This is a genomic window from Hungatella sp. L36, from assembly GCF_014288035.1.
Window position 1 is genome coordinate 168627 of sequence record NZ_JACOPC010000014.1, and the last position, 24793, is coordinate 193419.

General features: G+C 51.5%; 21 protein-coding genes and 2 tRNA genes. 5 read left to right on the forward strand and 18 right to left on the reverse strand.

From position 1 onward, the window contains the following. Positions 1-218: 218 nt before the first annotated feature. From H8S80_RS26210 to H8S80_RS26220, 3 genes are all read right to left on the reverse strand, one after another. Entirely contained in the window at positions 219-1553 is a 1335-nt protein-coding gene (locus H8S80_RS26210) for an ABC transporter substrate-binding protein (protein ID WP_117633046.1), read from the reverse strand. Between the two features lie 167 nt (positions 1554-1720). Beyond that, on the reverse strand, positions 1721-2602 hold the full coding sequence (locus H8S80_RS26215; RefSeq protein ID WP_117633047.1) for a helix-turn-helix domain-containing protein: 882 nt from the start codon (positions 2600-2602) through the stop codon (positions 1721-1723). Then, positions 2599-3480 carry a glycoside hydrolase family 43 protein gene (locus tag H8S80_RS26220; protein ID WP_117633048.1) on the reverse strand — a complete coding sequence of 294 codons (882 nt, stop codon included), beginning with the start codon at positions 3478-3480 and terminating at the stop codon, positions 2599-2601. The genes H8S80_RS26215 and H8S80_RS26220 overlap by 4 nt, the downstream gene beginning before the upstream one ends. Positions 3481-3857: 377 nt before the next feature. Between H8S80_RS26220 and H8S80_RS26225 the strand changes: the two genes are divergently transcribed. From H8S80_RS26225 to H8S80_RS26235, 3 genes are read left to right on the forward strand one after another with little or no spacing between them, the layout of a single operon-like run. After that, positions 3858-4745, forward strand: coding sequence for a sugar phosphate isomerase/epimerase family protein (locus H8S80_RS26225; protein WP_002605156.1), 888 nt, complete (start codon positions 3858-3860; stop codon positions 4743-4745). 15 nt (positions 4746-4760) lie between these two features. Beyond that, the gene (locus H8S80_RS26230) at positions 4761-6104 is read left to right on the forward strand and encodes an ABC transporter substrate-binding protein (RefSeq protein ID WP_117633049.1); all 1344 of its coding nucleotides are present in this window, start codon (positions 4761-4763) and stop codon (positions 6102-6104) included. Positions 6105-6116: 12 nt separating this feature from the next. After that, on the forward strand, positions 6117-6917 hold the full coding sequence (locus H8S80_RS26235) for an HAD-IIA family hydrolase (protein WP_181988024.1): 801 nt from the start codon (positions 6117-6119) through the stop codon (positions 6915-6917). A gap of 104 nt (positions 6918-7021) precedes the next feature. Here H8S80_RS26235 and H8S80_RS26240 read toward each other — a convergent pair. From H8S80_RS26240 to H8S80_RS26310, 15 genes are all read right to left on the reverse strand, one after another. Beyond that, positions 7022-7107, reverse strand: a tRNA-Leu gene (locus H8S80_RS26240). Positions 7108-7110: 3 nt separating this feature from the next. Beyond that, positions 7111-7192, reverse strand: a tRNA-Tyr gene (locus H8S80_RS26245). A 200-nt stretch (positions 7193-7392) separates the two neighbouring features. Then, complete coding sequence (locus H8S80_RS26250) at positions 7393-9456, reverse strand: glycoside hydrolase family 13 protein (RefSeq protein WP_117633050.1); 2064 nt, start codon at positions 9454-9456, stop codon at positions 7393-7395. A 528-nt stretch (positions 9457-9984) separates the two neighbouring features. Continuing rightward, complete coding sequence (gene ftsH, locus H8S80_RS26255; protein WP_117633051.1) at positions 9985-11805, reverse strand: ATP-dependent zinc metalloprotease FtsH; 1821 nt, start codon at positions 11803-11805, stop codon at positions 9985-9987. A 12-nt stretch (positions 11806-11817) separates the two neighbouring features. After that, positions 11818-12345 carry a hypoxanthine phosphoribosyltransferase gene (hpt, locus tag H8S80_RS26260; RefSeq protein ID WP_002605172.1) on the reverse strand — a complete coding sequence of 176 codons (528 nt, stop codon included), beginning with the start codon at positions 12343-12345 and terminating at the stop codon, positions 11818-11820. Then, the gene (gene tilS / locus H8S80_RS26265) at positions 12338-13726 is read right to left on the reverse strand and encodes a tRNA lysidine(34) synthetase TilS (RefSeq protein ID WP_117633052.1); all 1389 of its coding nucleotides are present in this window, start codon (positions 13724-13726) and stop codon (positions 12338-12340) included. Before tilS ends, hpt begins: the two co-directional genes overlap by 8 nt. Positions 13727-13969: 243 nt before the next feature. After that, positions 13970-15382 carry a SpoIIE family protein phosphatase gene (locus tag H8S80_RS26270; RefSeq protein ID WP_029467077.1) on the reverse strand — a complete coding sequence of 471 codons (1413 nt, stop codon included), beginning with the start codon at positions 15380-15382 and terminating at the stop codon, positions 13970-13972. A 116-nt stretch (positions 15383-15498) separates the two neighbouring features. After that, positions 15499-15822, reverse strand: a complete 324-nt coding sequence (locus tag H8S80_RS26275; RefSeq protein WP_029467076.1) for a septum formation initiator — start codon at positions 15820-15822, stop codon at positions 15499-15501. A 20-nt stretch (positions 15823-15842) separates the two neighbouring features. Beyond that, the gene (yabQ, locus tag H8S80_RS26280; RefSeq protein WP_002605176.1) at positions 15843-16205 is read right to left on the reverse strand and encodes a spore cortex biosynthesis protein YabQ; all 363 of its coding nucleotides are present in this window, start codon (positions 16203-16205) and stop codon (positions 15843-15845) included. An 18-nt stretch (positions 16206-16223) separates the two neighbouring features. Continuing rightward, complete coding sequence (yabP, locus tag H8S80_RS26285; RefSeq protein WP_002605177.1) at positions 16224-16508, reverse strand: sporulation protein YabP; 285 nt, start codon at positions 16506-16508, stop codon at positions 16224-16226. Positions 16509-16568: 60 nt separating this feature from the next. Continuing rightward, complete coding sequence (locus tag H8S80_RS26290; protein WP_002605178.1) at positions 16569-16808, reverse strand: RNA-binding S4 domain-containing protein; 240 nt, start codon at positions 16806-16808, stop codon at positions 16569-16571. 3 nt (positions 16809-16811) lie between these two features. Beyond that, a complete protein-coding gene (hbs, locus tag H8S80_RS26295; RefSeq protein ID WP_002605179.1) occupies positions 16812-17087 on the reverse strand; it encodes a non-specific DNA-binding protein Hbs in 276 nt (91 codons plus the stop codon). Positions 17088-17228: 141 nt separating this feature from the next. Then, positions 17229-19436, reverse strand: a complete 2208-nt coding sequence (locus tag H8S80_RS26300) for a putative bifunctional diguanylate cyclase/phosphodiesterase (RefSeq protein ID WP_117633053.1) — start codon at positions 19434-19436, stop codon at positions 17229-17231. A 13-nt stretch (positions 19437-19449) separates the two neighbouring features. After that, positions 19450-19830 carry a MazG family protein gene (locus tag H8S80_RS26305; RefSeq protein ID WP_002605181.1) on the reverse strand — a complete coding sequence of 127 codons (381 nt, stop codon included), beginning with the start codon at positions 19828-19830 and terminating at the stop codon, positions 19450-19452. A 173-nt stretch (positions 19831-20003) separates the two neighbouring features. Next, a complete protein-coding gene (locus H8S80_RS26310) occupies positions 20004-21296 on the reverse strand; it encodes an O-acetylhomoserine aminocarboxypropyltransferase/cysteine synthase family protein (protein WP_117633054.1) in 1293 nt (430 codons plus the stop codon). A 199-nt stretch (positions 21297-21495) separates the two neighbouring features. Here H8S80_RS26310 and H8S80_RS26315 point away from each other — a divergent pair, with 199 nt between their 5' ends. Both H8S80_RS26315 and H8S80_RS26320 read left to right on the forward strand, forming a co-directional pair. After that, positions 21496-23652: a CocE/NonD family hydrolase gene (locus H8S80_RS26315; RefSeq protein ID WP_117633055.1), complete on the forward strand. Its 2157-nt coding sequence runs from the start codon at positions 21496-21498 to the stop codon at positions 23650-23652. A 135-nt stretch (positions 23653-23787) separates the two neighbouring features. Continuing rightward, a complete protein-coding gene (locus tag H8S80_RS26320) occupies positions 23788-24771 on the forward strand; it encodes a ComEC/Rec2 family competence protein (RefSeq protein WP_002605185.1) in 984 nt (327 codons plus the stop codon). Positions 24772-24793: the final 22 nt, after the last annotated feature.

The window sequence follows — 24793 nt, forward strand, 5'->3', positions numbered from 1 at the left end:
GCGCAGAAAAGGCAGGTGAGGTGATTTTTTATAGGGGCTGGTCCCACCTGCCTTTGGTATTGGATTTGAATTGGGATTGCATCCCGTTAGTCCGCCATGCACCTCGATTCCGCTTCGCTTCATCTCGGTCACGGGCTTCGCCCTATGAAAAAGGACAAACCCAGATATGCTTATGTGCGAGCACAACGCATATCTGCATTTGCCCTTTTTCGCATGGCTCATTGCTGGCGTGTAAATTTACTCTCCGCAAATTCGACTAATTGTTTTGCCGCATCCTCTGGGGTTACATCTCCGTATTGTACTTTTTCAATCAGAAGCTTATACTGATCTTCTATCTCTGTCTTGGGGTCCGGGCTGATGACGTTGCAGTCTTCTTTGGGGAAGTTGCCGATTTTGTCTACGAAATCGTAGATCATCTTGCTGCTGTCGTCCGCCTGCTCCATAACTACATCTCTTACTTTCGACATGATCGGTACACCGCGTTCTCCGTTTAATACTTTGTTGGCCTCGATGTCATTGACAAAATAATTGATGAACTTAGCTGCTTCTTCTTTGTTTTTGGAACTCTTGGCCATACATAACTGCTGGGAGGACTGTACGCCCATTCCGTAGGAGCCGTCCTTCGTAATACGCGGTACCGGCGCAATCTTGATTTCTCTGCCGGCTGCGTTGACGATGGAGGCGATCTGGTTGGAGGATACCCAGGTCATGGCTGCGTCTTCTGTTACCAGATAGTCGCCTTCGATGTCCTTGATCTCCTTGATCGCACCTGCATCAGGATACGCTCCCGCGTCCGTTAAATCCTTGATCATCTGCATATACGATGCAAAGGTGGCAGTATCCGTAAATTCCAGGCCATCGTTGGTCTTTTTGAAGAAATTGCCGTCTTTCTCGGCCTGTGAGGCTCTCTGCGTTACACCTGCGATGAAGTTGTCCATCTTTGAGCTTCCGTAGATTCCCAGCTTCCCGGTAATCGCCAGGCAGTCAGCCTTCCACTCATCCCATGTCCAGTTGTCGGACGGCTCTTCCAGTCCCGCTTCCGCAAACATGGCCGGATCATAGGCGATTCCATAGGTGTTGGTTCCGATGGAGATTCCCACCTGGGTACCGTCGTTGTCTCTCGTGGTCGCCAGGAAGTTTTCTGTGGTGTCGCTTACATCAATGGTTCCCGCTTCGATGTAGGCGTCCATCGGTTCAATGCTGTTTATATATTTCGGGAAGTTTCCGCCCATCTGGAAGATATCCCATACATCATCTGCTGCCACCAGGGTGTCCAGCTTTGTGAAGTAGCTGTCAAAATCATAAAACTCCGCCTCAATCTGTACGTTTGGATTCTGTTCCTCATACATTTCGATTACTTTGTTGGTGGCATCATGTCTCGTCTGTGATCCCCACCACGCCATGCGAAGCGTGATCTGCTCCCCGGCCGCCGCCGATTCTTTCCCGCTGTCCGCTGCCTGTGTATTTGTCTCAGCTTTCTGTCCGCCGCATGCGGTCAGTGATGCTGCCATAATAGCTGCTGTTGTCAGTGCCATAAGTCTTCTTAATTTCATAATTGATCCCCTTTTACACCTTTCGCTGTCTTTGTTCTCACGGGTTACCTGCTTAAGCTTTTCCGGATCCGATACGTTTCTGTAAACATATCTTACTATTTAAGACTTATTTTTTCAACCAATTTGGGCACTTTCACCAATCCTTCAAAAAATCTCCGGTTTTTGCACTATATTGACTGGTTTTCTTCATCCTCATTCTTTCTTCGCTTGGATTTACGGTACTGCAGCGGAGACATCCCCACATATTTCTTAAAAACACGGTCAAAATAGGATAATCTTTCATAGCCCAGCCTTTGAGAAATTTCCTCCATGGACAGCGACTCATCCAGCAGCATATCCCTGGCATGACCGATTCTCTGACAGTTGATAAATTCGTTTACGGTAAAATTAGTCACCTCTTTGAAGATCCGGCTTAAATAGCTTTTGTCCATGTAGAAGATTCCAGCCAGATCCTCCAGTCCGTAGACCTCCGAGTAATGCTCCATAATATACTGGATTATCTCCCTTGCCTTGGCGTAACGGAGCATCTTTCCGTTTGGCATGTTGTACTCCTCACACCTCGTGCCCGCGCCATACAGCATGGATACTATAACGGAAATCAGAAGATTCTTTACCTCCGCGGGCGCGCAGGATCTCTTCTGCACCATCACCTCTTCCATCTTTTTGAGCTTTTTCTCCACTGCCGCCAGATGCTTTCCCTCCAGCCGGTAAACGCCGTGATAATTTGTGAAAAAACCGATCAGGTCCAGCTCCATGGCCTTTCCCATGCTGACCAGCCATTTCTCATCCACCTCAATCAATATTCTCTCGTGGTATTTTCCCCCGATCACATTGGTGAAGGGAATCTGCCGTTTGTCGATGAAGGTCAGCGTTCCCCTGTCCATCCGGTAGCTTTTGCTCCCCTGATAGAAAAAACGTTCCCCATCCAGAATATAATAAATCTGGTACTCATTTTTATAAAATCCGATCGTCTCCGTTAGATCACAGTCCCTGGCGACGTGGCTGATTCCGATTCCATCGCATTTTCCCGTGAAAAATACTTCTTTCATGATAGTTCCGCTACGCGCAGCGTCTCCTCCTCCTCGATCAGACGGTAAAATACCGGATGCTCCTTCAGATGCTCGTTCGGCGTATGCAGGGTCAGATACAGTTCCCCGGAAATGCTCTCAAATATCATGCCGTGGCCGCCGTCCTTTAAAAACAGCAGGCGGTCATCCTGTGTCCATTTCCCCGTAATGTCCCCATTATCCGAGTAAGCCAGCGCCTCCGTATAGCCCTCTTTTCCAAAGCTGGACCAGAGCATAATCAGGCGTCCGCCGCCTGTCCGGTAAAGATACGGGCCGTCTGTCACGTAATGAAGTCCCGGCCGGTTTTTATTGGTGATCGTCTGCACCCAACCCACTGCCTCCGAAGCATGGAACAGGGTCACCGGTTCAGACACGGCTTCCTTTAAGTCGCGGCTCAGCTCCACCGCACAGATACTGCCATCCGATATCTGCACCCACTCATGGACAAACACCATATACGGCGTCCCGTCGGGTGACACATAGAATGTGCCGTCGATACACTCCCAGTCCTTCGGCGTGATCTGGCGGTCACTGTACATGACGAACGGCCCCAGCGGACTCTCCGACTTCAAGATCGCAGTTCCCCCATGAACGCTGCTGTCCTTAAAGGTTGCAAACATATAATAAAATCCCCGGTACTTGTGCACTTCCGGAGCCCAGCAGTTCCGATCTGCCCAGAAGTCCTCCGGTTTATGGAACACTTCGAAAGGTCCGTCCCAATCCTCCATGTCTTTACTGACATAACAGTCGAAGCCGTCTGCCGCCCCCCAGCAGGTAGCGGCCCTCGTTCCGTACATATAATACGTTCCGTCCTCCACAAGTACAAATGGATCCCTGATGTTAATTTCTGTGTTTTTCATGATGTTCTTCTCCTTCCGGCAAAGCCGTTATCCTTATTTTTTTTCATCATATCACAAAACTTCAGGAAAGAACATACCCGTATTTTTTACCGGCCCTGCGGCATCTTTTGGTCATTTTGACGATATTTCGACCATTTTTTATTCGTTAATTATTAAACATTTATTGACTTCATGTCGTCTATTTGTTAAAATACAAACAAATGATGCTAATGAGACGAAGAGTAAGGCATGTGTTTACACGACAGCCCTGCTCTTTTTTTATGTATTTTTAAGCGGAGTGGACTGACCGTACCGTTTCCCAATCCGGAAAAAGGAGGGGGCTTTTTAAACAGCGGGAGCGTACGGCCTGATTGCTAATAAAACTAAGGAGAAGAGAGATGAAGCTATCAACAACAACATTGTTTTATGGTCCGAGACCGGATGGAAGTGTGGCGCCCATGCTGGAGAGTATTCGCAGAATTCACAGGGCAGGCTTTAGAGATTTAGATCTTAACTTTGCGTGGACCAGAAGGCATAAGACAGAGTTGTTCTATCAGGACTGGAGAGAATGGATACAGGAGTGCAGGAGTCTGATCGGGGAACTGGGGATGACGGTCAGCCAGTCACACGCTCCATTCTATAATGTGATCGATCCGGACTACCCCTATCGGGAAGAAGAGGAGGAGATGGTGCGCCGTTCTATCATCGCTTCGTCGGAGCTGGGGGCCGGTATCGTAGTCATTCACGGCGGTTCCCTGCCATACTGCCCGGATTACCGGAAAAACAAGCGGGAAAATATCGAGTACTTAAAACCGCATCTGGAGCTGGCCGCCGAGTACGGGGTAAAAATAGCCATCGAAAATCTATTCGACATCAACGACAGTGAAAAACGGGTTCGTGTTCCCCGTTATCTGGCGGATCCGGAAGATCTAATCGATCTGGTGGATACGCTGCACCAGTCTTATGACAATGTGGGGATCGTCTGGGATTTCGGCCATGCCAATCTGATGCACTGGAACCAGCCGGAATGTCTTGAAATGATGGGAGACCGCCTGATTGCCACCCATGTTCAGGACAATTACGGTGTCATTGACGACCATCTGCTGCCCTATCTCGGTACGATAGAATGGGAGCCTATCATGAAGACCTTAAAGAAAATAAACTATCAGGGGGCGTTCGCTTACGAGACACATAAAATGACGGACCGCCTGCCGGATCCAATGATCGATGCAATGATGCGTTATGCGTATGAACTGGGGGAATATTTACTTACGCTGGCGAACTAAAAAGGAGGAGAGACTATGATAAAAAGATATTTGGCGGGGATCGCATTACTGACTGTTATCACCATGAGCGGATGTTCCGCAAAAGTTCAGGAAACAACGGCGGATGCCGGCACCACACCGGCTGCCAGCGCACCGGCCGCCGAGGCTGCTGCGGACTCAGGAGCCGCTTCCGATGTGATTGAGATCGAATTCTGGCATGCGCTGGAAAACCAGTATGAGGAGACATTAAACCGTGTAGTCGGTGACTTCAACAGCACACACGACAGCATCGTGGTAAAACCCATGTATATCGGGAATTATTCCGCGTTAAACGAGGCCATCGTCTCGGCAAATGCAGCCAATACGAATCTTCCCGGCGTCGCCATGGCCAATATCCCTTATGTCACGGGCTACGGCGCAGGCGGCCTGTGTGAAGACCTGGGGCCTTATATCCAGCGCGACGGATTTGAGATTGACGACTTCGGCGAAGGTCTGATTCAGGCTGCGAAATACGAGGATGTCCAGGTTGCCCTTCCATTTCTCGTATCCACGGAAGTGGTCTATTACAACAGGGATTTAATGAAGGAGTTAGGTCTGGAGATGCCAAAGACCTGGGATGAGATGCCCCAGTTTTTAGAAAAGGCCTCCGATGTCGGCGCGGATGGCAAGACCAACCGCTACGGTATGGTAATCCCCGGCTGGATCACCTGGTACTACGAACCATTCTTTGTCAACAACGGAGTCCAGATGGTTACGCCGGAAGGCAGGACAGACCTGGCCTCTGACAATTCCATAAAACTGGTTTCCCAGTTAAAGGACTGGTGCCAGAAGGGCTACACCTACCTTGCCACAGGAGAAGATGCAGCTTCCGTCATGCGTCAGAACTTTATTGACGGAAAGGCTTTATCCATCGTTTACACCAGTTCCTTATTTGACACCATGGCAGACAGCTGCAGCTTTGATGTCGGGATGGAATGGCTGCCCGGAGGCAAGACAAAGGAGCAGGAATTAGGCGGAAATGTCTTATTCCTCCCGGCCAAGAACGATCAGAAGGTAAAGGACGCCTCCTGGGAATTCCTCTCTTACTTAATGAGCAAGGAGGTCAATATGATCTGGGCTTCCGAGTCCGGATATCTGCCCACCAGAAAATCGGTACAGGAGACCGAGGAAGGCAAGGCCTTCTTGGAGAAGAAGCCGGAGTTCCAGATTATTTTCGACAATCTGGATGTCATCACACCCGGAATTCAGCGCTCCGACTGGAGCCAGGCATCCACCACGTGGAAGAACTGGATGGACGAAATCATTCAGGAGGATCTGGACGTAGAATCCGCTCTAACTGAAATGGCAGAAGAGATAGATGAAATACTGGGGGACTCGTAAAGGAGAACGGCATTGAAGGAACAAAGAGTATCACTGCTTGAAAAGACAGAACTTTTTGTATTGGACATGGATGGAACCTTCTATCTCGGAGAACACATTTTAGAGGGAGCCCTGGAATTTCTGCAGACGCTTAAGGAGACAGGGAGGCGCTATCTGTTCTTCACCAACAATTCCTCTAAGTCCGCCGAGTCCTACATCGAGAAGCTCAGACGCATGGACTGCTCCATCGGCTCCAGCCAGATCATGACCTCCGGCGACGTGATGATCGAATATCTGAAGCATTATTATCCGGAAAAGACCGTCTATCTGCTGGGAACGCCTACGCTGTGCGAAAGCTTTCAAAAGGCCGGCATCCCTCTGACCGAAGAGCGGCCGGACCTTGTGGTGGTGGGGTTTGATACGACGCTTACCTATCACAAGCTGGAACGGGCGTGCAGTTACATCCGGGATGGGGCGGCATTTCTCGCTACCCATCTGGATATCAACTGCCCGACAGAGGACGGATTCATACCTGACTGCGGCTCCTTCTGTGCGGCGATCACGCTGTCCACAGGAAAAACGCCTAAGTATGTGGGAAAACCATTTCCGGAGACCGTCGAGATGATCTTAGAAAAGACGGGCGCCGCCAGGGATCGTACCGCCTTCGTCGGAGACCGCCTGTACACAGACGTGGCCGCCGGCGTAAACAACGGAGCCGCCGGTCTGCTGGTCCTGACGGGGGAGACGAAGAGAGAGGATCTCGATCACGCAAAGGTTCGCCCTGACGGTGTCTACCTCTCCTTAAAGGAAATGGGGGAGCTGTTAAGAGGATAACATTTAATACGGTCCGACAACAGGAACAAGGCGTCCCTGGCACGAATTTTTATGAATAATAAAAAGCTACAAAAGTGAACATTCACTTTTGCAGCTTTTTTTACTGCCGGCGACCGGAATCGAACCGGTACGGGCGATTAGGCCCGCAGGATTTTAAGTCCTGTGCGTCTGCCAGTTCCGCCACGCCGGCATATGGATGGTGGTGGATTCGAACCACCGAAGCAATTTGCAGCAGATTTACAGTCTGTCCCCTTTGGCCACTCGGGAAACCATCCAAAATGCTTTGACAAGCAGTGATTATTTTATCACAGAGAACATAAAAAATCAAGCGGTTTTCATCGGCTGTGCGATTATTTTTTCGTCCTCTTTCTTCCATCCGGATATCCCGCTCTGACTGGCCCGGCCTTCTTCGTCTCTGCCGGACCAATTAAGAGCGTGTTTGAAAATTGCTGTATTAGTGCCGCCGGACCTGGTCCTACACCCGGTCTGTTGCGAGCAGGATGGCGCTGTTGGCGGGCAGGAAGACCGATACCTGGCCGTCTGCGACCTCATAGCTGATTCTGCCCACATTGTATCCTGTCTCGTACGTCAGCATGTGGCGTACCAGCGTATCTCCGTCCGAAAGGCCCAGCTGCCATACCGGAAGCTGGACATCCCGCTCTGTCGCCCGGTTGTTGACAATCACGGCACAGACGCTGTCGCCGCAGAACCGGCCGTACGCGATCAGCTGCCTTCCTGCCAGCAACTGCTTTAAGGAGCCGCGTCTCAAAGCGGCGATCCGGTGATGAAGCCCCGTCATATATTTATGAAATTCAATCAGCTCCAGATTCTCATTGCCCCACGGATACGTTCTCCGGTTATCGGGATCCGTCCATCCGCAGACTCCGGCCTCATCGCCGTAGTAGATGGTCGGCGCTCCCGGCCAGGTCATCTGGATCAATACGGCCTCACGGAATACGCCGTAGTTCACACCCTCGGAAGCCGCCTTGGCCCCTTTCGTGCTGATCCGTCCCACCGTCCGGTTCGTCCTCGTTAAGAAACGGGAGTGATCGTGGTTGGACAGTTCGTTCATGGCCACCATCATGGAATTCGTCATCATCCGGCTCATATGGTAATTCATGGAGCGGAAAAAGCTCTCTCCATCCCCGTAGAGATTGGGATTACTCTCATCACTGTGCTTCTCCATGCCTGTCAGAAACCAGGTTACAGGCTCCATAAACGCGTCATAGTTCATCACGGTGTCCCACTGGTCTCCTGCCAGCCAGCTGGAGGGGTCGCCGTAGTGCTCTGCCAGAACGATCGCCTTTGGATTGGCTTCCTTCACCGCGTTTCGGAAATCCCGCCAGAACTGGTGGTTGTACTCGCTGCTGTGGCCTAAATCGGCGGCGACATCAAGTCTCCAGCCGTCCACGTTGTACGGCGGAGAGACCCACTTACGGGCAATCTTCATGATGTATTCATACAGCTTCGGTGATTCCTCATAGTTTAGCTTCGGCAGCGTGGAGTGGCCCCACCAGCCATCGTAGGAATCGTTGCAGGGCCATGCGTCATCCTTGTAGAACTTAAAAAACGTATGGTACGGGCTGTCCTCCGACACATACGCCCCAGCTTCATAGTCGCCGGACATCTGGTAAAGCAGTTCTCCGTCCAGCCATTTGTTAAAGGAACCGCAGTGGTTAAACACGCCGTCCAGGATGACCTTCATCCCGCGGCGGTGGACCTCAGCCACAAACCGCGCAAAAAACGCGTCACTGGCCTCCAAATTCTCCTTTGCCGTGCTTCTTACCATATACTTGGTCGCCTGGCGGTTATCGGCGGAACCGCGCTTCAGCGGCTCTCCGCCGTCCTTCACAATCACGCCGTAATGCGGATCAATATGGTCATAATCCTGGCAGTCATACTTGTGGTTGGATGGCGACACGAAAATCGGGTTGAAATAGATGACATCCACACCCAGATTCTGGATATAATCCAGCTTATCCCATACGCCCTGCAGGTCACCGCCGTAGAAGCAGCCCACGTCCATCTGGCTGGGATATTTGCTCCAATCCGACACATGCATGACATTCTGGTCTATATAAAAATACTCGTTATCCACGACATCATTGGACGGATCGCCATTGCAGAACCGGTCCACGTAGATCTGATACATGATGGCGCCCTTGGCCCAGTCCGGGGTGCTAAATCCCGGAGCGATCCGGAAATGAAAACACTCCTGATTATCCATCGTCGCCCCCAGCCGGTTGTAGTAACAGGCCTCGCTGCCTTTTACTACTTTAAAGCTGTAGCTGATTCTTTCCCTGCCGACTGTAATCTTATATTCATAGTAATCAAATAGGCCGTCGGAATCTGACTTCTCCATAACGGCTTCCTTCCTGCTGCCATCTTCTATATAATATACATAATCCACATTATCCCTTGCGGTCCGGAAACGTAAGTATACGTCGTCTCCTTCTAAAGGCTCTGTGGGAAATCGGAAATTTTCTGTCTCGTCGGTAAATAACGCCTCTCTGTTTAACGCCTCTGCCTGGAAGCACATACGGTTATCCTTCCCTTTCTCATTTACTCCTGTATCTATTTTATCTGATCAGGCCTAAATATACAACCCCGCGGGCTCTTAGTTTCTTCATTTTTTCATGCCCAATCCCTCGTTTTCTTTCAACCTTTTCCATATTCCCTGTTATGGGCAGAACAAAGAGTCCGGCGCGGAGTGCGCATCCTCCCGGAGGGCTTTTATTTCATAGGACAAACTATCCTATGAAATAAAAAACGGTCAGCGGGGGAGCTGACCGTTTTTCGGAGAAGGTATTTCGTTTCTTATGGGGTGTAGCAAAAACTATATAATGTATTGGGGGGGGTTTACGATTAATAATATATCATGCTTTCAGAAATAAGTGTGCACAAACATCATTTTTTTCATTCCTGTTTTTTCGTCATTTTTGATTTCTCCCCATTTTACAGACAAAAAAATGCAGGCGCCCAGCGCCAATCTTAGGCATTTTACCGGGCATCTGCATATTTCTGCATATTTCTGATCCGCAAAGTGTTTCTGCTGACGTTTGTTTATTTAAATCTCTGCCGGGAACAGGCTTTCAAACTCCTGCTGGCCAATCTTCTCTTTCTCAATCAAAAGCTGGGAACAGGAATGAAGTACATCCTCATGCTTCATGATGATATCCTTCGCCTTGGTGTAGCAGTCATCGATGATGCGCTTCACTTCGCTGTCGATCGCGTTGGCAACCTCGTTGCCGTAGCTCTTGGTGTGAGCCAGATCGCGGCCGATGAAGACCTCGTCGCCGTCATTGTCGTAGTTAATCATACCGACACGGTCAGACATACCGTACTGGGTCACCATGGAACGGGCCGTCGCTGTCGCCTGCTTAATATCCTGGGATGCACCGGTGGTAATATCGCCGAAGACCAGTTCTTCTGCGATTCTGCCGCCTAAATCCACCATAATATCCTGCAGCATCTTTCCCTTCGTGTTAAACATCCGGTCGCTCTCCGGCAGAGGCATGGTATAACCCGCCGCACCGATGCCTGTAGGAATGATGGAAATGGTATGAACCGGTCCCTCATCCGGAAGCACATGGAACAGGATCGCGTGACCGGCCTCGTGATACGCCGTAATCTTCTTCTCCTTATCGGAGATGACCTTGCTCTTCTTCTCCGCGCCGATTCCAACCTTGACAAACGCCTTGTTGATGTCCGCCTGGCTGATAAACTTCCTGTTGTCGCGGGCCGCGTTGATCGCCGCCTCGTTCATCAGATTCTCCAAATCGGCACCGGTAAATCCTGCCGTAGTCTGAGCCACGCGCTTTAAGTCCACGTCCTCTCCCAGGGGTTTCTCCTTGGAATGGACGATTAAGATCTCTTCTCTGCCCTTGACGTCAGGTGTTCCCACTCCGACCTTCCGGTCAAACCGGCCCGGACGCAGAATGGCAGGGTCTAAAATATCCACACGGTTGGTGGCCGCCATGACGATGATGCCTTCATTGACACCGAATCCATCCATCTCGACCAGCAGCTGGTTTAAGGTCTGCTCCCTCTCATCGTGGCCGCCTCCCATACCGGTACCTCTCCGGCGGGCAACGGCGTCGATCTCATCGATAAAGATGATACAGGGCGCGTGTTTCTTGCCTTCTTCAAATAAATCGCGGACTCTCGATGCGCCGACACCGACGAACATCTCCACGAAATCGGAACCCGAAATGGAGAAGAACGGAACTCCCGCCTCCCCTGCCACCGCCTTTGCGAGCAGCGTCTTACCGGTTCCCGGAGGGCCCACAAGCAGAATGCCCTTGGGGATACGCGCTCCGACACTGGTGTATTTCTGTGGATTCTTTAAGAAGTCCACCACCTCGGCCAGTTCTTCCTTCTCTTCTTCCAGGCCGGCGACCTTTCCAAAGTTGACCTTATTGGCATCCTTGGCCAGATGTGCCCGGCTGCGGCCGAAATTCATCATCTTGGCGTTGGCGCCTCCCGATCCCGCTCTGGCGTTCATCAGCATGAACATGCCAACGAGAACCACGGCAGTCAGGATAATCGGAAGAACGATGGTCAGGAAATAATTCTCCTGGGGTACGTTCTCCGTAGTATAGACGATTCCGTTCCTGTCCAGCAGCTCCTGTGCTGCAATGACGTCCGGAACATTCACGACTTTGGCCTGTTCTGCCGATCCGTCGCTTATAATCAGCACGACCTGGCCGGTGGGCGTCTGCTGATTCTGCTTAATAGTCGCTGCGACTACGCTGCCATCCTCGATGGCCTTCATATATTCCTGGTTACTGATTTTCTCATTCTGTCTCGGAAACATGCTTGCTACGATCAGCATGATCACAAGGATCAGAACGAGACCTAACCCTCTAAATGGTTGCTGTTGTTTCAACGGGCTGTCTCCTTATTGCTGTTCTATTACTCCGATATATGGCAAATTCCTGTATTTCTGGTCATAATCAAGACCGTATCCCACGATGAACTGATCCGGTACGGTAAAGCAGGTGTATTTAACCGTAACCTGTTTCTTCACACGGCGTTCCGGCTTATCAAGCAGGGTGCACAGCTCGATGCTTCTCGGGTTTCTCTGCTTCAGGACTTCAATCAGATAAGAAAGCGTATTGCCGGAATCGATGATGTCTTCCACGATCAATACATCCTTTCCCTCGATCGGTTCATCCAAATCCTTTACGATCTTTACGATCCCGCTGGATACGGTGCCTGCGCCATAGCTGGATACAGACATGAAATCCAGGGTCAGCGGCAGGCTGATTCTCTTTGCCAGCTCGCAGGTAAAGAACACTCCGCCCTTTAAGATGCAGATCAGATGAAGGGGTCTGCCTTCGTAATCACTGCTGATTACATCCCCCATCTCCTTGATTCTCTTTGCTACTTCTTCTTCCGATAACAATACACGTATCTTATCATTCATCAATTTTTCCTCCGTCTATTTGTATTTGCAGTACTGTATGAGTATCGTCTGTAATTTTATAATATTCACTGATCCGGTATCCGATGATCCAGAGAATGTGTGATCCGTCCGCCGCCAGCAGAATCTTACCGCGTTCTTCCTTCGGAATCTTTTCATCGATCATAAACGATTTGACTGTCTTTCTGCCGCCGCCGGCGAGCGTAATATAGTCTCCGGTTTCCCGATACCTCACAGAGAGCGCACTATTGATTTTATCATAATCAAACCATTTCGTATACCTGTTTTTGGGAATTTCCTGCCCTTTTTTGTAAGGAAATGTCGTCATAACGGGCGTTATTCCGGTTTCTTCGCCGCCGCTCTGGGAAAAAAGCTTTTTTTCCTCTTTTTTTATCCACAATTCCTCGTAGGTCCGGAGGGCATATCCCCCATCCGGCAGCTGGATCCGCCGTCCCACCGGCTTAAAAAGAAGCTTTTCGGCCTCCTCCACGTGGGCGGAGGCAATGTCCTTTAAAGATAAATACGTCTCTCCGATCATCTGCCGGATCACGTACTGACGGACAATGGACTCTTCCTGTTTTAAGCTATCCGCAGAAATTCCAATGGAAATAACGCCGCCGTCCTCCCGTCTCTCCCGGATGCCGCCGCTCTCCAGAATCTGCCTCGCGGCCCTCTCGAAACAGGCATCCGCGGCCGCGGCCGTCTTTGCCGCCTGCAGGATATTGGATGGCGCCCCCTCGTTGATCCGTTCCCTGACTGCGGGAATGATCTCGTGGCGCAGGCGGTTCCTGATATAATCCGTCCCGCTGTTTGTAGAGTCCTCACAATATGATATCTCTTTTTCTTCCAGATATGCAAGAATCTCTTTTCTCGTTACGGAAAGCAGAGGCCGTATGACGGCGTCCCGCACCGGCCTCATCCCGCCAAGCCCTTTTAAGCCGCTTCCGCGGAACAGGTTATAGAGCACGGTCTCCACCTGATCATCCGCGTGATGAGCCACGGCGATCTTCGCCGCATGGCGAAAAAGGCGCTGTTCCTCCAGAATCCGGTAGCGCAGATGCCTTCCCGCTTCCTCCTCTGAGACTCCGTTGACACGGGCGTACTCTGCCACGTTCGCGTGCACACAAACAAAAGGCACTCCCAGATTCTCTGACAGTTCCTGTGCGTATGCGCTGTCACGGTCCGCCTCCTTCCCCCTTAACCCATGGTGGACATGGACCGCGAAAAGCTCTATGTTCAGTTCTTTCTTCAGTTCGCTTAAGATCATCAGAAGGCTCACCGAATCCGCGCCGCCGGACAATCCTATAATTACGCGGTCGCCCGGGACGAGCATATCGTGCTCCCGGATGAATTCCCTGATGGTTTCCAGTATTTTTCTGTGCATGGTGACACCGCCTTTGTAGATTTTTCCCGGTATAATTATAAATATACCATAAAGAGGAAAATCGTGAAAGTCCGACTCGAAATGTTGGCTGGAAATTTTAAACGGGAGGATTGTATGGAGGCGTACGGGAGAATCGGATGAAAGTTATAAAGAATTCAGAAGGCGCGGGGCGTATGCCTTCTGAATTCGTATGGGCCGGCAGACAACGGCTGCCGCATGGCACAGACAGATCCCCCTAAACCGTCAGCGGTCCCAGATGCCGGCAGTTAAGACGGTCATGTCGTCGCCTACGTACTCGTTGAATGAGCGGGCGAAGAGAAGGATGCGGTCGGCCATGTCCTGTGGATTTTTTATGGGCATTCCGGCTATGAATTCCAGGAGCGACAGCTCCTTGTCCTCACCGGGCAGGGCGTCTAACACGCCGTCGCTGACCATGATAATGCGGTTGTCGTCCCACAGTTTTTTGGAGAGAAGAATCGGTTCTACCGGATTTAAGATGCCCATGGGGACCTCGCCGGCCTCCAGAAGCTCCACTCCGCTGGGAGTCAGTATATAGGTGGCCGCGGCGCCCAGCTTCATGGCCTCCAGGATTCCGGTATGTAAGTCGATGCATCCTAAGTCAAGAGTCGCGGGATGCTGCACGTTGCCGGTCAGAAGAAGCACTGTGTTGACAAGCTTTAAGGCGGCACGGGCGGAAAAACCGGTTTCCAGAAGTCTCTCTGTCAGCTCTATAACCTGACGGCTCTCTTCCTCCGCAATCTCACCGCTTCCCATGCCGTCGGAGAGGCTCATGATCACCTGGCCGGGCATGATCTGGCTGAAGCTGTAGTTGTCCCCCGAGACGGCCTCCCCTGTCTTTATGGCGCGGGCGGCGCCGTAGACCATGCGGTAACGTCCCTTTTCCACGAAACGGATCGTGGCCGGCTGCTTCGTGATTAAGTTTCTGCCGTCGTGGGCGACACACCATTCGTTTTCGTCCATGGCTTCCTCCAACAGCTCCGCCGCCTCCTTCGCAGTCACGCAGCGCCCATTTCCGGTCCGCATGGTGAGGAATGCCTCTTTCTGGTGGTTTTCATACTCCAGAATCAGCATTTTCTCAATGATAATGTGGCGGCGCTTGAATTCCTTCTCCACCGCGTCCGCTTTGTCCTGGGTAATGTCCACCGCCTTTTCCATCTGGTGGGAGAATTCCTCCAGGATGACGGCAAGCTCCTTAAACTGGATGATGACCGCATCCCTGCTCTCCAGGAACCGGTTCTTCCAGGCTAAATTCATCGTTGCTTTTCCGAGGCTGCGGTTTAACTGGTCCACGTACTCGTCCCGGCGTTTGCATGTCTCGAGAAACATGCGGGGCATGTCCCCGTAATCCAGATTTCCTTTTTGCTCAAACGAGCGAATCAGATAATACAGATAGTAGTTATTTTCCTGTTCCTGGCTGGAATAGATATTGCACTTGTTGCAGCCCGCGCATACCATGGCTGCGGCTGTCTGCATCGCCGCAACCCCATCTTCCTTCGTAAGTCCCTGTCCGGCGGACAATTCATCTGTACATGCTCTGGCCAGCTCTCCGAGGGAGCCTGCCATGTCGTTTAATCTCTTCGCTGTATATACATTCACATCAGCCATATCGTGATGCTCCGCCTTACGTCTGAACACAAAAATTCCCTCCTGCCTGTTTTTATGCATACTGTTCCTAACGCACATTATATACAGGTTGGAGGGAAATATTTGTCAAATCTTAACACCCTGTCCCAAAAATATTACGACAGGATTCACTCTTTTTTCTTCGGTTTCAACAGAATCTCGTCAGGATTCACCAGCCCCAGCTTCTGTTTCGCCACCTCTTCTATGTACTGCTTCGTCTGGACATAGATCCGGTACTCTTCCAGTTCCTTCGAGCGTTCCAGCTCCTTGTCCCTCTGAGCGGTTAAGTTCTCCTCACGAATCTGGTATTCCAGTTCCTTGTCCTTTAAGGAGGCGCCCTTGACCGTAACGATGACTGCCAGGCTGAATACCACAAAGGTGATTCCGATCAGGGCCATACGGTTGCCCCATTTATCTTTCCGTTTTCTCCTCGATTTTCCAAAATTACTCATTCTCTTTATCACCAGCTATTCTATCGTTGCCGTTTCTTTCTGCGGCGGAAACACTTGTCTAGCTTCATTCTAAGATATTTCCATGTATTTTTCAAGAACTTTAGAAAAAACCTGCTGATCAGCCGGTCGTATAAAAACATTCCGATAAAGACACCTGCGATGACGTATCCCCTTAAGCCTCCGTCATTCTGTTCATACAGCAGGGAGAATGTCACCAGGCTCGCGTAGACCCAGTATACCATGTCCTCCACGCCCATGATGACGGGAAGGTGAGGAATGAAGATGCGAAGGATCCTTAGAAAATCATACGTCATCATAAGCCCTGCGCCCGTGGCAAAGCTGTAGAGCAGAAGTCTCACCTCATATACAATATGGACGCTCATAGGACTCCTTTAGGCTCTTTATTTGAATAATCTGGTAAACAGGGATTCTCCGGACTTTCTTAACGCCTCGTTGGAGGAATAGTTTAAACTGTCGATGGTGCCGTCTAAGTCCACCTCTCCCTTTTCCAGGGTCAGCCTGCTGACATGCAAGTCCTTCCCCTTGACAGTAAGAAGCCCCAAATCGGTATCGAGCACCACCTGATTCTCATCGAACGACACGACCTCCCGGATCCCCGTAACGGTTCCGGCCCCTCTGTTTTCCAGTGTAAGCTTATGCGGGCGGATATTCATCTTCTCTTCCATTAAAAAACCTCCTAATATACCTGTCTAAAGTATATTAGGAGGCGCGCCTCTTTATTCCTGTTAAATATAGCGATAAAGCTCTTTCGCTTCATCCTTTTTTACAGTCTCCGCTACATCGAGGACTTCCACCTTTACGGAGCTTGTCCCGAAATGAATCTCGATGATGTCGCCTTCCTTAACGTTTAAGGAAGCCTTCGCCGGTTTATCATTCACGACCACTCGGCCTGCGTCGCAGGCTTCGTTAGCCACGGTTCTTCTCTTGATGAGCCGGGAAACCTTTAGGAATTTGTCAAGTCTCATGAATTATGCGTTCACCATATCCTTTAATGCCTTGCCAGCTTTGAATTTTGGTGTCTTGGAAGCCGGGATATTCATAACTTCGCCGCTCTTCGGGTTTCTTCCTTCTCTTGCTGCTCTTTCAGAAACTTCAAATGTACCAAAACCAACTAACTGGATTTTTCCGCCGTTTACTAATTCTTCAGATACTACATCTGTGAAAGCCTTTACTGCCTTCTCTGCATCCTTCTTGGACAGTTCTGCCTTCTCTGCTACTGCTGCGATTAATTCTGTTTTGTTCATTGATATCTTCCTCCTAGAATGTAGTATTTAACTACGATTTTTCTCGTTAATACGATACTATATCATTTATAGCTGTTTCTCCTGTTTTTGTCAAGGTTTTTTACCTTTTTATTGGCTTTGCCCTTAAAAATATTCTGGGTCTTAAGCCAGCTCTTTATGAATGAATAAAAGCGCTTCCATTTTTTCCCTTTCCATGGGTTTTCCGTAGTAATAACCCTGGGCCAGATCACATCCGATGCCCTTGAGAAGCTCCTTCTGAGCGCCTGTTTCCACGCCCTCGCACACGGTTTTTAAATGCAGAATATTGGCAATATTCACGATGCCCTTGATGATCATCACGTTCTTTCTGTCCGCCATGTCACGGTTTAAAAATCCCCTGTCGATCTTCAGAACATCGGCCGGAACGTCCTGCAGCAGACCGAGGGATGAGTACCCCACGCCGAAATCATCGATAGCCGTCGAGAAACCGATTTCCCGCAGTTTTTTCATCTGATCAATGATATTTTTGCTGTCATCCATAAACGCGCTCTCGGTGATCTCAATCTCCAGATATTCATACGGAACGCCATAGGCATCCGCAATCTCTTTCAGCCTCTCCGCCACATCCTCCCTCGCAAAATGGAGACGGGAAAAATTACACGCCACCTTAATCACCCGCTCTCCCGTCCTGATCCACTCGCTTAAATCCCTGCATACCGCTTCAAACATGCAGAAATCCATCTTCGTGATAAAGCCGTTCCGCTCGAAGAGAGGAATGAAGTAATCGGGATAGAGAATCCCCTTTTCCGGATGCTTCCACCGCACCAGCGCCTCCGCCGACACGATCCGCTCCGTCTTTAAATCATACTGCGGCTGGTAGTACGGAATAAATTCTCCCCGCTCCAGGGCGCCGTACATATCCGCCTCCACCTCGCTGTCATGCGTGTGGCTGTTCTGAAGGACGATAAAGGAGTAATCCGTCTCGGAAAACATCACATGCTGGTTCTTACCGTTCTTCTTCGCCTGGTACAGCGCCAAATCCGCGTAGTGGATCAGCTCCTTGGGCGTCTTTGTCTCTCCGCCCTTCCAGAAAATACTGCCCAGACTCACCGTGATATGCGTGTCGGTCAGCGGCAGGAGCTCATGCTTTAAATTCAGCTCCTGAATTCCGTACAGAATCTTCCCCGCGATATGGTCGATGGTCTCTGCACAGGCCTCCGGGACCACCAGGGCAAATTCTTCCCCGCCCACGCGGCTGGCCAAACCATGGACCTCCGCCATAATGGTACTCAGGAAATGACCGATCTTCGCCAGCACCTCATCGCCGGATAAATGGCCATACGCATCGTTAAACGACTTGAAGGAATCGATATCCAGCATAAACACGCCGATGTTTCCCTGCTTCTTCCCGATCAGGTCCTCCAGATACCGGTACAGGGTCTCCCGGTTGGCGGCTCCGGTCAGGGAGTCGATGGCGTTTAATTCCTTCAGACGCTCATTCTGCTCCTGCCACTGGCTGTATACGTGATTGAACACGGAGGCAAACTCCCGCACCTCTGCCGAGCCTGCCGGCACCAGCTGAACCGGCGACGCCCCATCCGCGCGCCTTAAAGCGACGGAATATTTGAGGAACGGCTTCATTACCAGCAGATAGAAGGAGACCAGCGCCGCAGCGAGCAGAAGAAGCACGGCTGCATTGTCCGACTGGGCCAGCGCCAGCGCACGCTCCGTCTCCGCCATGGCGGCCTTTACTTCCTCGTCTTTTCTGCTGCGCAGCATCCTGCGGAAGCGGTTTAAGCTGTCCGTAATCAGAGCCTTTCCCGCCTCATACTCCGCTCCGAAGATATAATCCGCGGCCGAAGCCCGCTTCTCTTCCGCCGTCATCCGGCTCTCCAGGGCGGTCAGTTCCACGGAAGCCACCTGGGGCGGCATCTCCTCTGTCTTCATGCCGATGCTCTCGGCCACAAGGCGCATGGCCTTCGCCTCCCCATCGATCAGCAGATCGGACTCCGCCTTTGCGATATTCACGAGTTCCATCTCCTCGTCTGTCAGCTTAAGCGTTTCAAGCTCTTTGATCGCTTTATCACGGTTACGGATATTATCCACTTCATCCCAATAATTATTCAGATTTTCCATATCTCCCGTTGCAACGAACCGCCAGACCTCCTCTGTCAGGTAGTCCGACGCATTGGCCAGGTTCTGACTGTTGGCCTCACACATCCTGCGGCTCTGCTCAATCTCCTGCTGCCGCACCACGCAGACATGCACCGCCCTCACATTCCAGGCCGAGTACACAATGACGGGTATTGCAATGACCAGGAGAAACACCGACAATACTCTCATATTGACCCGTTTTTTCAACCACTCCATGAAACCAGCTCTCCTATTTCTTCCCCAGCTTCTCCTGGCGTTTTATCTCATTCCACAATTCCAGGCTTTCCTCAGGAGTGGCCGCCTTCGCGTCGCCAAATACATGAGGATGGCGCCTCACCATCTTCTCACAGAGGCCGTTTATCACATCATCCATCGTAAACGCACCGTTTTCCTCTGCGATCCGGCTGTGCATCAGCACCTGGAACAGCACGTCCCCCAGTTCTTCACAGAGATTCTCCATATCGTGATTGTCGATGGCCGCAAATACCTCTTCGCTCTCCTCTTTCAAACATGGCTTCAGGCTCTCATGAGTCTGCTTCCTGTCCCAGGGACAGCCGTGCTCCGAACGGAGTTGTGCCGTAATTCTTACCAGATCCTCAAATGAATACATCTGTATTCCCCCTTCTATTAACAGTACCCGATAAAGCGAGGCATGCTGCCGCCGGAGGCCATGCGGACACGTCCGCCCGGCTCACGTCGGCGTAAATAATCCGGGCCGGATGGGCAGCTGCTCCATCCGGCCCGGGAATGATTTCCTATACCAGAAAATTATACGCTTTTTTGTCAGAAAACACAAGCAAATGCCTGGTCCAGATCCTGAATAATGTCTTCTATATGCTCGGTTCCGATGGAAAGCCGGATGGTCTCCGGCCTGATGCCGCTGGCCGCAAGTTCCTGCTCCGTCATCTGGGCGTGTGTGGTGCTGGCCGGGTGGATCACCAGAGATTTAACGTCGGCCACATTGGCGAGAAGGGAAAATATCTTCAGATGGTCGATAAATTCCATTGCCTTCTCCGCCCCGCCCTCTATCTCAAAGGTGAAGATGGAACCGGCTCCCTCCGGAAAATACCGGTTGTAGAGTTCATGGTACGGGCTGTCGGGGAGTGATGGATGGTTTACCTTCTTTACGTGAGGATTCGCATTTAAGTATTCCACCACCCGGACAGCATTAAAGACGTGGCGCTCCACACGCAGTGACAGCGTCTCCAGTCCCTGAAGCAGTAAAAACGCGTGCAGAGGCGCCAGGGTAGCACCCGTGTCCCGCAGAAGTACTGCGCGGATTTTCGTCACGAGGGCCGCCGGTCCGGCCGCTTTCGTAAAGCTGACACCGTGGTAGCTGGGATTCGGCTCCACAAGACTGGGGAATTTGCCTGAGGCCTCCCAGTCGAAGCTTCCGCCTTCCACGATAACGCCTCCCAGCGCCGTACCGTGACCACCCATAAATTTGGTTGCGGAGTGCACCACAATATCAGCCCCGTGCTCCAGCGGGCGGAACAGATACGGGGTAGCAAAGGTATTATCCACAATCAGGGGAATTTTATGGGCATGGGCCACAGCGGCCGCGGCTTCCATATCGATGATGCTGGAATTGGGGTTTCCCAGCGTTTCGATAAAGACGGCCTTTGTATTGGGGCGGATGGCACGCTCAAACGCCCCGGGCTCGTCGGGATCTACAAAGGTGGCCGTCACGCCGAATTCCGGCAGCGTGTGCGCAAGCAGATTGTAGGTGCCTCCATAGATGGTGGAAGCCGCCACAATATGATCGCCTTCCCTGGCAAGCGCCTGAAAGGTATAGGCGATAGCTGCCGCTCCGCTGGCCACGGCAAGCGCCGCGCTGCCGCCCTCTAAAGCCGCGATCCGCTGTTCCAGCACATCCTCTGTCGGATTGGTCAGGCGTCCGTAGATATTGCCTGCATCCGAAAGGCTGAAACGGTCCGCCGCCTCTTTGCAGTTTTTAAATACATACGACGTGGTCTGGTAGATCGGAACCGCCCTGGCCCCTGTGGCCGGATCAGGCTCCTCCTGGCCGGCATGGATCTGTAATGTTTCAAACCTCAATTTCTTTTTCTCTGACATATGCATCCATCCTTTCCCCGTTCCTCATGCGGAACACGTTCGATTCATAGTATTCATATCTCTTTGCTATGTATTGCGTGCTATTGTACAGGAGGATGCGCCGTCTGTCAATCTTTTTTTGAAATAATTTCCAATTTACCGGTTTCCAGAATACCCCATTTCCCTTATAATCAGAAACAGAGACAGGAGGAATAAGACGATGAAACAATGGAATTTTTATTTTTCAGGGATTCTTTACGGGATAATCCGTGACCAGAACGAGGACGGAAAGGAACTGAATCACCAGACACTGGACGTATTCACCAACACCTTTAACCGGGAAGAACCGTTTCACAACGATGATTTTTACGAAGTGCTCTGCCGCAGGAAGATACGCCGCTTCTTCGAATCGCTTCCGGAATACGAGGCCCATGCAGGCGCGGGAGAAGAGCGTTTCACCACGTCAAAGGGGCAGGTTTTTACCCGCAGGTTAAACGGAGACGGCCTGCAGGCGAATGAAGCTTATATGCATGACTCCTGCATACACGACTCTTACATACAGAGAGAGGTCAAGTTTCCGCTGGATTTGTACGTATCAGACGGACAGCTTTACGCTGTACAGATGTCCGGAAGGGATTATACGGGAGTCCTGGTATTGGATGGAATGGAGGAGCATACAATTCTGAAAGAATGGAGCGACAGACCGGTCTGCGCGGTGCGTTTTGCCGGTACCCACATGGTCCCGACGGCAGACGGCGAGCTGCTGGCTTCGGACGTCTATCTTCCCGGCACGATCGTCTCCGAGCATGTGCTGGACCCCGCCGCAGTATGTTCCGGGCCGTTCCCCACCCAGGTGCCGGCAGTCCTGGTCCGCACCCCCTACGGTAAGCACGACGGCGCAGAACAGTACTACCGGTTCGTACAGCGCGGCTACGCGGTCGTCGTACAGGATGTCCGGGGCAGAGAGGACAGCACCGGCGAATGGATGCCGAATTACTATGAAGTCGAGGATGGCAGCGACACCCTGGACTGGATTGCCGAACAGCCGTGGAGTGACGGAAACGTGGGAATGACCGGCGGCTCCTATCTCGGGTACGTTCAATGGGCCGCGGCGGCCAGCGGCAATCCCCATCTGAAAGCCATTTTAAGCAGTGTCTGCGCGGGAAGCCCCTTCATCGATCTCCCCAGACGGGGCGGCTGTTTCACCTCCGGCTCCATGGCCTGGAACTTCGCCATGACGGAGCAGCGGTTCCGCGAGGACCGCATGATCCGCAGCGACTGGGAAGAGGTCTTAAAGCTGCGGCCCCTCCGGGACATGGCCAAAAAGGCGCTGGGCATCGATGTCCCATTCTTAAACGAATGGCTGAAGCATCCCGACTACGACGATTTCTGGAGAAAAGCCAACTGGAGAGAGCGCAGCTGCGGCCATGTCGTTCCCGCCCTCGTCATGTCCGGATGGTTTGATGACAATGGAATGGGAACCACGGAAGCGCTGGAGCTGATCGACGAGTTCTATCCCACCGGATCGTACAAGGTGGTTCTTGGCCCCTGGAAACACAGCGGCAATGCCAATTACGACATCCACGGCATCTTTATGGGAGAACGCGCGCTGCGCTATGATATGGATCTCCTGTGCTTTGCGTGGCTGGATCACTTTTTAAAGGGCGAAGACAACGGCATCGAGACCACCGCGCCTGTGGAATACTATACACTGGGTGACAACCGTTGGAAGACCGGAGAGCACTGGCCTCTGCCGGAAACCGTTCCCACCGTCTGGTATCTGGACCGCGAAGCCTTAACATTATGTAAACCTCAAAGGCAGGAATCCGATTCCTACGATTACGATCCCGATTCTCCCGCCGCACACATCATAGACGTTTCCGAAAATGAGCTGGAGGTGCCGGAAGACTACACCGAAGAAGAGAAACGCGATGATATCCTGTGCTACACCACGCCGGTGCTGGATCACGATTTGACCGTGACCGGAGACATCACCGCGGTCCTTTATCTTTCCTCCGACTGTCCTGACACTGATTTATTCGTGCGGATCACGGATGTGGATGAAAACGGGACGTCCATCAAGCTGGCGGACGGCGTCATGGATGTAAAATACAGAAACAGCTTTGAAAAACCGGAATTTATGGAACCGGATGGCATCTACGAAGTGCGCATTCGGACCACAAAGCTCTCCAACACCTTCAAAGCCGGCCACCGGATGCGTTTTACCGTTACCTCCGGCGCAAAAAATTTTATGTTTCCAAACAGTAATACGGAAAATGGTTTCGACAGCGAAGTGAACCGGATCGCGCACAACACCATCTGCCGCGGCGGAATGCAGGCTTCCCATATCCTTGTGCCGGCAGAAAAGAGAGCTTAATGCATGATTTTTCTCAATAACAGCGGCAGCTTTCGCCATTTCTGAAGATTTCCTGACAATTCGCGCCTCCACCTGTTAAAAACGGGGACAATCTTATATAATAAGGGATAGTCAAAAAAGAAACCGGAGGGAAACATGAAATCATTTAATATCTGGAAAAAAATAGCCGCGGGAATTCTGTTTTTAAATATTGCACTGACCAGCTTTATCGGACAGCCCGTGGCCGCAGAAGGAACGGAAGGACAGCCGGCCATACAGCGTATGGGGTTTTCTTCCAAACTGTCCATCGGGCCGGGAAGCCAGCTCTTTGACGGCGGAAGCCTGTCTCTGCTGGCTGACCACGGCAACCGTCAGATGCTGTCCATGGTCATGCAGTCAAAGGATGGCACTCTCGTCGTCATTGACGGCGGCTGGGACAGTGATTCCGCCCATTTACTCGATGTGATCCGCTCCAAGGGAGGCCATGTCTCCGGATGGTTCATCACCCATCCCCATTCCGACCACGCAGGCGCCCTGATTGAGATTTTAAATAATCCGGACAGCCAGATCACCATTGACAACGTCTACTACAAATTCACAGACCAGGAATGGTACGATACCCACGGTTCCGGACGCGGCGACTTCGTAGTTGGCCTTAGGGACGCCCTGGCAAAGCTTCCGCCGGAGAAGCTTCACGGCGACATCACCAAGGGCCAGGAAATACAGCTGGGCGATATCCGGGCCGTCGTCATGAATGATCCGTATCTGCTTGATGCCACCTCTGTCAACAACAGCTCCGTCGTCTTTAAGTTTTACTTAAACGGCGTCAGCATCCTGGTTCTGGGCGACTTGGGACCGGAAGGCGGACAGCTCTTAATGAACGAGCACACGCCCGCCGAGCTTAAGAGCGATATCGTACAGATGTCCCATCACGGACAGTACGGCGTAAACCGCGATGTCTACGCAGCCATCAATCCTCAGATCGCCTTATGGCCCTGCCCGCAGTGGCTCTGGGACAACGACAACGGCGGCGGTATCGGAAGCGGGGACTGGAAGACGTTGGAGACCCGTCAGTGGATGGAGGAATTGGGCGTGCGTGTCAATTACTGCATCAAGGACGGCGATCAGATAATCAATTAAACAAAACGGCCTGTCGCCATGA

Bases quoted from the DNA above. Each gene is read 5' to 3' on its own strand.
- H8S80_RS26210 (WP_117633046.1), bottom strand. From the start codon at position 1,553: ATGAAATTAAGAAGACTTATGGCACTGACAACAGCAGCTATTATGGCA.
- H8S80_RS26225 (WP_002605156.1), top strand. From the start codon at position 3,858: ATGAAGCTATCAACAACAACATTGTTTTATGGTCCGAGACCGGATGGA.
- tilS (WP_117633052.1), bottom strand. From the start codon at position 13,726: ATGCACAGAAAAATACTGGAAACCATCAGGGAATTCATCCGGGAGCAC.
- H8S80_RS26310 (WP_117633054.1), bottom strand. From the start codon at position 21,296: ATGTCAGAGAAAAAGAAATTGAGGTTTGAAACATTACAGATCCATGCC.
- yabQ (WP_002605176.1), bottom strand. From the start codon at position 16,205: ATGAGCGTCCATATTGTATATGAGGTGAGACTTCTGCTCTACAGCTTT.
- H8S80_RS26250 (WP_117633050.1), bottom strand. From the start codon at position 9,456: ATGTGCTTCCAGGCAGAGGCGTTAAACAGAGAGGCGTTATTTACCGAC.
- hpt (WP_002605172.1), bottom strand. From the start codon at position 12,345: ATGAATGATAAGATACGTGTATTGTTATCGGAAGAAGAAGTAGCAAAG.
- H8S80_RS26230 (WP_117633049.1), top strand. From the start codon at position 4,761: ATGATAAAAAGATATTTGGCGGGGATCGCATTACTGACTGTTATCACC.
- yabP (WP_002605177.1), bottom strand. From the start codon at position 16,508: ATGGAAGAGAAGATGAATATCCGCCCGCATAAGCTTACACTGGAAAAC.
- hbs (WP_002605179.1), bottom strand. From the start codon at position 17,087: ATGAACAAAACAGAATTAATCGCAGCAGTAGCAGAGAAGGCAGAACTG.
- H8S80_RS26215 (WP_117633047.1), bottom strand. From the start codon at position 2,602: ATGAAAGAAGTATTTTTCACGGGAAAATGCGATGGAATCGGAATCAGC.
- H8S80_RS26290 (WP_002605178.1), bottom strand. From the start codon at position 16,808: ATGAGACTTGACAAATTCCTAAAGGTTTCCCGGCTCATCAAGAGAAGA.
- H8S80_RS26220 (WP_117633048.1), bottom strand. From the start codon at position 3,480: ATGAAAAACACAGAAATTAACATCAGGGATCCATTTGTACTTGTGGAG.
- H8S80_RS26300 (WP_117633053.1), bottom strand. From the start codon at position 19,436: ATGGAGTGGTTGAAAAAACGGGTCAATATGAGAGTATTGTCGGTGTTT.
- H8S80_RS26275 (WP_029467076.1), bottom strand. From the start codon at position 15,822: ATGAGTAATTTTGGAAAATCGAGGAGAAAACGGAAAGATAAATGGGGC.
- H8S80_RS26320 (WP_002605185.1), top strand. From the start codon at position 23,788: ATGAAATCATTTAATATCTGGAAAAAAATAGCCGCGGGAATTCTGTTT.
- H8S80_RS26315 (WP_117633055.1), top strand. From the start codon at position 21,496: ATGAAACAATGGAATTTTTATTTTTCAGGGATTCTTTACGGGATAATC.
- H8S80_RS26305 (WP_002605181.1), bottom strand. From the start codon at position 19,830: ATGTATTCATTTGAGGATCTGGTAAGAATTACGGCACAACTCCGTTCG.